Origin of the sequence: Pseudonocardia xinjiangensis (assembly GCF_012911925.1) — a bacterium.
GTDB lineage: Bacteria > Actinomycetota > Actinomycetes > Mycobacteriales > Pseudonocardiaceae > Pseudonocardia > Pseudonocardia xinjiangensis.
Genome location: NZ_JAAXKY010000222.1, coordinates 1 through 8,729, shown reverse-complemented (window position 1 = coordinate 8,729; position 8,729 = coordinate 1). Strand labels below are relative to the sequence as shown.

7 protein-coding genes and 1 pseudogene are annotated in these 8,729 nt (G+C 72.7%); 2 read left to right on the top strand and 6 right to left on the bottom strand.

The genetic code is table 11. The features are described from left to right. Together HF577_RS35275 and dacB are read right to left on the bottom strand one after the other, a co-directional pair. Window positions 1-1,032: zinc-dependent metalloprotease (locus HF577_RS35275; RefSeq protein WP_407692278.1), on the bottom strand; the 1,032-nt coding region annotated here is incomplete at its 3' end. Window positions 1,033-1,120: 88 nt separating this feature from the next. Beyond that, the gene (dacB, locus tag HF577_RS35270; protein ID WP_169400342.1) at window positions 1,121-2,467 is read right to left on the bottom strand and encodes a D-alanyl-D-alanine carboxypeptidase/D-alanyl-D-alanine endopeptidase; all 1,347 of its coding nucleotides are present in this window, start codon (window positions 2,465-2,467) and stop codon (window positions 1,121-1,123) included. Window positions 2,468-2,700: 233 nt separating this feature from the next. Here dacB and HF577_RS35265 point away from each other — a divergent pair, with 233 nt between their 5' ends. After that, on the top strand, window positions 2,701-3,219 hold the full coding sequence (locus tag HF577_RS35265; RefSeq protein ID WP_169400341.1) for an inorganic diphosphatase: 519 nt from the start codon (window positions 2,701-2,703) through the stop codon (window positions 3,217-3,219). 47 nt (window positions 3,220-3,266) lie between these two features. Here the strand turns inward: HF577_RS35265 and HF577_RS35260 are convergent. The 4 genes and pseudogenes from HF577_RS35260 to HF577_RS35245 all read right to left on the bottom strand — a co-directional run bounded on the left by HF577_RS35260 (window position 3,267) and on the right by HF577_RS35245 (window position 7,619). Next, a pseudogene (locus HF577_RS35260) lies at window positions 3,267-5,281 on the bottom strand (MDR family MFS transporter). A 9-nt stretch (window positions 5,282-5,290) separates the two neighbouring features. Then, entirely contained in the window at window positions 5,291-5,797 is a 507-nt protein-coding gene (locus HF577_RS35255; protein WP_312859589.1) for a MarR family winged helix-turn-helix transcriptional regulator, read from the bottom strand. 116 nt (window positions 5,798-5,913) lie between these two features. Further along, window positions 5,914-7,128 carry an acetyl-CoA C-acetyltransferase gene (locus HF577_RS35250; RefSeq protein WP_169400340.1) on the bottom strand — a complete coding sequence of 405 codons (1,215 nt, stop codon included), beginning with the start codon at window positions 7,126-7,128 and terminating at the stop codon, window positions 5,914-5,916. A 38-nt stretch (window positions 7,129-7,166) separates the two neighbouring features. Next, complete coding sequence (locus HF577_RS35245) at window positions 7,167-7,619, bottom strand: MaoC family dehydratase (protein ID WP_169400339.1); 453 nt, start codon at window positions 7,617-7,619, stop codon at window positions 7,167-7,169. Window positions 7,620-7,765: 146 nt separating this feature from the next. Here HF577_RS35245 and HF577_RS35240 point away from each other — a divergent pair, with 146 nt between their 5' ends. Then, entirely contained in the window at window positions 7,766-8,722 is a 957-nt protein-coding gene (locus tag HF577_RS35240) for an ATP-binding protein (protein ID WP_169400338.1), read from the top strand. Window positions 8,723-8,729: the final 7 nt, after the last annotated feature.

Sequence of the window (8,729 nt, the reverse complement as noted above, 5' to 3'; positions counted from 1 at the left end):
GGTGGGGAGGGTCTCGGGGCTCTCCCAGACGCGGTTGAAGCCGGCCATGCCGGCGGCGAGCACCACGTGGCGGGTGAAGGCGGAGCCGACGGCGTACTGGCGCACCTTGGCCTCCACTCCGAGCAGCGCGCGCAGCACCCGGTCGACGACGCCGCTGCCACGGCGGCGCGCGGTGAACCGGGAGCGGATGGTGGCCACGCTCGGGACCACCTCGGGCCCCGCGGCGTCCATCACGTGGTCGGCGTGGCCCTCCAGCAGCGTGGTGAGGGCGAGCAGCCGGTCGAGCACCGCCCGCTGCTCCGGCCCCTGCAGGAGCTCCACGATCGCCAGCGAGTCGCCGCCGGACGAGCGCACCGCGCGCACCACCTCGGGCAGCCGCTCCAGCACCGCGCCCCGCTCCATGCCCTGCGTGACGGTCAGGAAGCGGCCGACCTCGGTGGCGAAGTAGGTGCGCAGCCACGGAACGGCGGTGAACTGGAGCCGGTGCGTGGCCTCGTGCAGGCACACCCACAGCCCGAAGTCGGCGGCCGGCACATCGAGAGCCCGCTGCGCGGCGTGCACGTTGGGCGCCACCAGCAACAGCCGTCCGTCGCCCGCCGGGCCGCCGAACGGGTCGTACTGACCCAGCACGCGGGCCCCGAGGTACGCGACGACGCCACCGACCTGCAGACCGGCCGTGCGGGCGGTGACGATGCGGGCCGCACGGGACACCGCGGGCAGCTCGGCGTCGGCGGTGAGCGCCGCCATGCCGTGCACGGCGGCCGCGGCCCACGCCGGCCGGTCGACGACGTCGGCGGGCAGCAGCGGCAGCCCGTGCCCGAGGCCGGTGACCTCACGGACGTGTCCCTCGGCCACGGCGGCGTCCGACCGCAGCCGCGCGACTAGCTCGCCCGCCTCCTGGCGGGTGGCCTCCGGGCCGGGCTGCATGAGACGGCTCGCGGTGCGCCGGGCCAGCTCCCAGTCGACCGGGAGGCCGCGCTCGGTCGGGCCGGGCTGCTGGGCGGACTGCGGGACGTCGGTCGCGTGCGGCACCCGACCCACGCTACGCAACGGGCGACGGGTGCGCCCCCGCTCTGCGAAACCCCTTTCCCGGCACGCGCGAAAGATCAGCGGCGGGATGTCAGCGGCAGCCGCAGCCGCTCAGCAACGCCGCCATCGCGTCCAGCTTCGGCCGGATGGACGACGGGTTCACGCCGTTGGACATCAGCGCGAAGACCAGCAGCCTCCCGTCGGCATCGGTCACGACCCCGGCCAGGCTGCTCACGCCGGTCAGGGTGCCGGTCTTGGCCCGCACCACCCCGCGGCCGGGCCCCGACGGCCCGGAACGGCCGAACCGGTCCTCGAGCGTGCCGTCCCCACCGGCCACCGGCAGGCCGCTGAGGACGGGGCGCAGGAACTCGGTGCCGTCGGGACCCTCGACCGGCGCAGCGGCCGCACCGAGCAACGACCCGAGCAGCCGCGCCGGGACCCTGTCCTCGGTGGACAGGCCACTGCCGTCGTGGAGCACGGCGCCGGTGGGGTCGAAACCGGCCTGGCGGAGCGCGGCGAGGGTCTGCTGCGCGGCGCCGTCGAAGGTCGGCTGGCCGCCACGGGCGATGGCGACCTCCCGGGCGAGGATCTCGGCGAGCACGTTGTCCGAGGCACGCAGGAGCTGTTCCACCAGGTCCGTGATCGGGAGCGAGTGCACCGCCGCGAGGGACTTCGCGCCCGGCTGGGCGGTGCCCTCGGCGACGTTCTTCGGGTCGGCGCCCAGGTCCTGCGCCAGCGCACGGCCCGCAGCCAGCGCGGGGTCGTCGACGCGGGGGCCGTCCTGTTCCGTCGGGTCGATCCGGCCGCCGTCCACCATCACCGGCTCGATCGGGGTGATGAAGCCCGCGGCGACGTCGGCAGGGTCCCAGCCCTCGGCCATCGACGGCCCCTTGTAGCGGCTGGTGTCGACGAGCACGCGCGTGATCGGGCCGGGTACCGCCTTGCGCACGGCGGCCGCGAGGTCGGACATCCGTGGCGCGCCCGGGTACACGCTGTTCTGTCCGGGCGGCAGGGTGGTGAGAGTGGGATCGCCGCCGCCGACGAGCACCACCGTGCCCGGCTGTGAGCCCTGGACCACGCGGGTGACGAGCGTGTCGGTGGGATTGAGCGTGAGCAGCGCGGCGGAGACGGTGAGCAGCTTGCCCGTGGAGCCGGGGACCAGCGCCTTCTCCGGTGTGTGCTGCCAGAGGGTGTTCCCGGTGGACGGGTCGATGACGACGCCGGTGAACGTCCCCGGCATCGCGTCGGCGGCCCCGTCCAGGGTCTGGGACAGCCCGGCCGTGGTGGGCCGGGGCGCGTTCGCCGGGAGCGGCCCGAGCACGGCAGGCGGCGCAGGCGGCGCCTCCGCGGCCTCGGCCTGCGTCAGCCCGAGCCGTTGCACCAGGGTGGGGCCGCTGAGTGCGACCGCACCGCCGGACGCCCCGGCGACGGCCAGCACCACGAGAACGATCAGCCCACGTCGCGCTCCGCGACCCGGCAGACGCAGCGTGTCACCGATTCGGCGCCCGATACCCACGTCGCCCCCTCCCGCATAGCGCGCGACAACAGCACTGGTCGGCCGGTCACAACCCGGCAGACGCGGTCCCCCACACTAGAGGCAGGCGCCGGAGCCGGTCGCCCGACCGGCATCGGCTCTGTAGATGCCCGCTTCTGAGCAGCAGGAGAGCGCCAGTGGACTTCGACGTCACGATCGAGATCCCCAAGGGGGGTCGTAACAAGTACGAGGTGGACCACAAGACGGGGAGGATCCGGCTGGACCGGACCCTCTTCACCGCCACCCAGTACCCGGCCGACTACGGGTTCATCGAGGACAGCCTCGGTGAGGACGGTGACCCGCTCGATGCCCTCGTGCTCGTGCAGGAGCCCACGTTCCCCGGCTGTCTGATCCGGGCCCGCGCCATCGGCATGTTCCGCATGAAGGACGAGAAGGGCGGGGACGACAAGGTCCTCTGCGTCCCGAGCGACGATCCGCGCCAGGAGCACCTGCGCGACATTCATCACCTGCCCGAGTTCGACCGGGCCGAGATCCAGCACTTCTTCGAGATCTACAAGACACTGGAGCCGGGCAAGAGCGTCGAGGGCGCCACCTGGGTGGGCCGGGCCGACGCCGAGCGCGAGATCAAGGTCTCGTGGCAGCGGGCGAGGGACGCCGAGGCGGCGGAGGCCGAAGAGGCCGAGTCCGAGCACTGAGCACCGAGCACCGGGCAGGCGGCCTGCGGGGAGGCCGCTCCGTTCGGTCAGTGACCCGGCAGATCCTCGTCGGCGCGGAGCCCGAGGATCTCCCGGACCTGCGCCGGGCTCAGTCCCCGGGCCACGAGCTCGCCGGCCACGGCGTCCAGCTCGCCGTCCCGATGCTCCGGCTCCCGGCGGGCCGAGCGCACCGCGTCGCGGGCGGCCTCGGCCGCCCGCACCTCGGGGAGGGCCTGCCGGGGGTCGGGCAGCAGTGTGGTGAGCAACCGGTCCCTGGCAGCGTTCGCGCCGTCAGGGACCTGGCTCGGGACGGGCACGGCCTCGGCCGGGACGGTGATGGGCGCCGCCGAGGGCGCCAGCGTCGCCAGCGGGCCGAGCTCCTCGTCACGTCGGGCATCGACGCCCGACTGCGTGCGCAGCGGCAGCTCCTTCATCATGACCACGGCGAAGAGCCCGATGACGAGCACCGCCGTGGCCGCCAGGAACACGGTGCTCATGGAGCTCGCGAACCCGTCGAGGATCGGCCTGCTCAGCACCGGGTCGGCGGCGGACAGGAACGAGGAGTCGTCGAGCGACAGGTCGGATCCGTCCTCCACGGCACGGAGGATCGGCGTGTTCGCCGGGTTGGCGGTGACCGCCGGATCGGTGAGGGCCGCGCGGAACGACGGGGTGTCGGACGCGGCCCGGAAGTTGCCGGCCACCTGGCCGCCGCCCAGCCGGTCGAACAGGATCGAGAGGAACACCGCCGTGCCGAGCGTGCCGCCCATCTGCCGGAAGAACGTGGCCGACGCGGTGGCCACGCCCATGTCCCGGGGTGGCATCGCGTTCTGCACGGCGAGGGTGAGCGGCTGCATGTTCCCACCGAGACCCCACCCGATCACCATCATGATCAGCGCGGTCTGCCAGTAGGGGGTGTCGACGTCGATCCGCGAGAGCAGCGCCGCCCCGACGACCATCAGCGAGAGCCCGATGACCGGCCAGATCTTGTACCGCCCGGTGCGGGCGATCAGCTGGCCGGCGAGCACCGACATCGACATGATGCCCAGCACCAGCGGCAGGGTCTGCAGACCGGCCTCGGTCGGCGAGGACCCCTTCACGATCTGCAGGTACAGCGGCAGCACCGCGAGCACGGCGAACATGCCGGCACCGGCGATGAACGCCGCGACGACCCCCCACCGGAACACGCCGCTGCGGAAGAACCGCACCGGGAGCAGCGCGTCGTCACCGATGCGCCGCTCGAGCACCAGGAACGCACCGAGACCCGCCACACCGACCAGGTAGCACGCGAGCGCGGGCAGCGAGCCCCATCCCCAGCTCCGGCCCTGCTCGGCGACGATCAGCAGCGGCACGAGCGCGACCGTCAGCGCGATCGCCCCCGGCCAGTCGATGCGGTGCTCCCGCTGGCTGTGCGGGACGTTCAGCACCTTGGTGACGACGATCAGCGCGATGATCCCGAGCGGGACGTTGACCAGGAAGACCCAGCGCCAGCCGGTGATGCCAAACAGCTCCGGCCGGCCGGCGAAGAAACCGCCCGCCAGCGGCCCGAGCACGCTCGACGTGCCGAAGACGGCGACGAACCAGCCCTGGTACCTGGCCCGTTCCCGCGGCGCCACGATGTCGCCGACGATCGTCAGGGCCAGGGAGAACAGCCCACCGGCGCCGAGCCCCTGGATCCCGCGGAAGGCCGCGAGCTGGTACATCGACGTGGCGAAGGCGCAGGCGACCGAGCCGACGAGGAAGATCGCGATCGCGGCGAGGAAGAGGGCTTGCGCCCGAAGATGTCCGAGAGCTTGCCGTAGAGCGGGGTCGTGATCGTCGCCGTGACCAGGTAGGCGGTGGTGGCCCAGGCCTGCAGGCTGAGCCCGTCGAGGTCGTCGGCGATCGTCCTGATCGAGGTGGCCACGATCGTCTGGTCGAGTGCGGCGAGGAACAGGCCGATCATCAGCCCGGCGAAGATCGTCAGGATCTGCCGGTGGCTGAGCACACTCCCGGTGCCCGCTGGCGGCCCCGCGGCGGGGATGTCCGGCCGGTCACCGGCGGGGCCGGCTCGGGGCACGGACATGGGGCTCCCTCAGTGCCGCGCTGCCGCCACGTCGATCGGAGCGGCCGCCGGCTCGGCGGGACGTGACGTCTCGCTCTCGAAGTCGGTGGTGAAGCGGGCCAGCAGGTCGGCCAGCGCCGCGCGGTCCTCGCCGGACCAGCTCTCGAGCATCTGTGCGATCTTCTCGTTGCGGATGCGCCGGTTCTCCTCGAACACCCGCCTGCCCTCCGCGGTGGCGGCGAGCAGCGTGGCGCGCCCGTCGACCGGGTCGGCCGTGCGCTCGACGAGACCGAGCCGCACCAGGTGACCGATCTGGCGGCTGATCGTGGACGGGTCGGAGTACACGGCCTCGGCCAGCGACCCGGCCCGGCGCGGCCCGTCCTTCACGAGGTGGACGAGCAGGTGGTAGGTGGCCCGCTCCACGGCGTCCGGGTGCTCGGCCTGGTACTGCACCTGCTTGCGCTCGATCAGACGAACCAGCCGGATGAGCTGGCTGCCGACCTCGTCGGCAATGGCGAGCTCGTCCTGGGACGGCACGGTGGTAGCCCCCTGCGGGATTGTCGGCTTGCGTGTGTCACGCAAAAAGTTGACTCATACAAGGATGTACCTGTCCGTGTCGTCTCGGCAACCCGGCCGGGTGTGATGTGTGCGGGTCAGGAGACCCGTTCGAACACCGCCGCCAGACCCTGGCCCCCGCCGATGCACATCGTCTCCAGGCCGTAGCGGACCGAGCGGCGGTCCATCTCCCTCGTCAGGGTGGCCAGGATGCGCCCCCCGGTGGCGCCGACGGGGTGGCCGAGCGAGATGCCCGAGCCGTTGACGTTGAGCCGGTCGAAGTCCTCCGGCGCGAACTTCCATTCGCGGGTGACGGCGAGCACCTGGGCCGCGAACGCTTCGTTCAGCTCGATCAGGTCCATGTCGGCGAGCGTGAGCTCGGCCGCGTCCATCGCCTTCGCGACGGCCGGCACGGGGCCGATGCCCATAGTGGCGGGCGGGACCCCGCCCACGCCCCACGAGACCAGCCGGACCAGCGGCCGCAGACCCAGCTCCGCGGCCTTCTCCGGGGAGGTGACCACACAGATGGACGCGCCGTCGTTCTGCCCGCTGGCGTTGCCCGCGGTGACCGTGGCCTCCGGATCGTCCCGGCCGAGTACAGGACGCAGCCCGGCCAGCTTCTCCACCGACGAGTCGGCCCGGATGTGCTCGTCGGCGTCGACCACCGTTTCGCCCTTCCGGCCCTTCACCGTGACCGGCACGATCTCGTCGGCGAACCGGCCCTCGTCGCGGGCGGCGGCGGCCCGCTGGTGGGAGCGGACGGCGAACTCGTCCTGCTCCTCGCGCGGGATCGAGTACTCCCTGCGCAGGTTCTCCGCGGTCTCGAGCATCCCGCCGGGCACCGGGAAGTTGATCCCGCCCGCCGTGACGCGGCCCCGCGCCAGTGCGTCGTGCAACATCACGCCCGGCCCGCCCTTGGCGCCCCAGCGCATCGCCGTGGAGTAGAACGGCGCGCCCGACATCGACTCGGCCCCGCCCGCGAGCACCACCTCGGAGGCGCCCGCCTGCACCTGCATCGCGGCGTACAGGACGGCCTGCAGGCCGGAACCGCACCGCCGGTCGATCTGCAGGCCGTTGACGGTGACGGGCAGGCCGGCGTCCAGTGCGGCGACCCGGCCGATCGCGGGGGCGTCCATCGTCGGGTAGCAGTGCCCCAGCAGCACGTCGTCCACCGCGTCCGGGGGCAGGCCGGTGCGGTCCATGAGACCCCGGATCACGACTGCCGCGAGCTCGTGGGCCGGCACGTCCCGCAACGAGCCGCCGAAGCCGCCCACCGGGGTCCGCAGTGGCTCGCAGATGACCGCGTTACGCATCAGGTTCGTCTCCCTCGTCGTCCCTGCAGTTCCCGGCCCTACACGTGCTGGCGGGTCAGCCACTCCGCCACGAGCGCCGGCCGGTCGGATCCGTCGATCTCCACCGTGACCTTGTTGGTGATCTGCACCCCACTGGCCACGTCGGCGACGTCGACCAGTTCGATGCTGCCCCTGACCTTGCTCCCGACGGGTACGGGCGAGGTGAACCTCACGCGGTTGAGGCCATAGTTGATGCCCATCTTCACGTTCTCGATCCGGTAGATCTGCGAGATCAGCGCGGGCAGGAGCGAGAGCGTCAGGAACCCGTGGGCGATCGTGGTGCCGAACGGGCCGGCCTTCGCCCTCTCCTCGTCGACGTGGATCCACTGGTGGTCGCCCGTGGCGTCGGCGAACGTGTCGATCCGGGCCTGGTCGATCGTCACCCAGTCACTCACCCCGACCGGGCCGCCCACCGCCGCCCGCAGCTCGTCGACACCGCTGAAGACTCGCATCGGCACTCCTGATCTTCGATCCGCTGATCCACCGTTGCACAGGCGGATCTCCACCGCCGATTAACCCTGCCATACGACTCCCGGTGGTTCGCCCTGCTCCGAGCGGGTATGCGCAGTTGACAGCAGTCGAGCAGGGGACGGGCCACATGGATACCGCAGCGGAGACGGCGACGCCGCCGCGACGCGATGGTGCGTGGCACGAGGCCGTGCCGTACTCCTCGGCCGGTCAGCTCGTCGAACGGCTGGCTCCCCAGGTCGCGGCCGCGGTGTCAGCCGGCGACCCGGTCCTCGCGGTGCTCGACGAGGCCACCGGCGTGCGGCTGCGCGACGCGCTCGGCACCGACTCGTCGGGCGTGGACTTCCAGGACCCGCTCGAGGTGCACCGGATGCCGGCCTTCACCGTCGCCCTGCAGTGGGCCAGGACGAGCAGGCTGATCACTGCTCCCGGCGGGCGGGCGCTCGTCGTGGGCCAGCAGCTGGACGCGATCGACCGCGGGCCCCACCACTGGGCGCGGCTCGACATCGGCGTGAACGTCGCCACCGCCGGGCTGCCCGTGACGGTGCTGTGCCCCTTCGAGGACGACATCGCCCACCTGGACACGGTGCAGGCGACCCATCCGCTGCTGGGCACGGCCACGGGTTCCGAGCCCAGCCGGTTCTACCGGGAGCCGGAGGAGTCGGTGCTGGACTATCCGCCGCCTCCGCCACCCGACCTGGGCACCCCGGCCGCGGAGCTCACCTTCGTGCCCGACGACCTGGTCGACCTGCGTCACCTCGTCGTCCGGGTCGCCGGTTCGGCAGGCCTCGACCCCGACCGCGTGGCGGACCTGGTGCTGGCGGTCAACGAGCTGGCGTCCAACAGCGTGGAGCACGGTCCGGGGTGGGGCAGGCTGCGCCTGTGGACCGGCGCCGAGTCCGGCGCCGACGTCGTGGCCGAGGTGGCCGACACCAGCCGGATGACCGTGCCGTTCCCCGGCATGAGGATGCCGCCACCGGCAGGCGCCCGCGGCCGGGGCCTCTGGCTCGCCGCGGAGCTGTCCGACGCGCTCGAGGTGTGGAGCGAGCCGAGCAACACCGTCATCCGGGTGCAGATGAGCATCTGATGTGCCT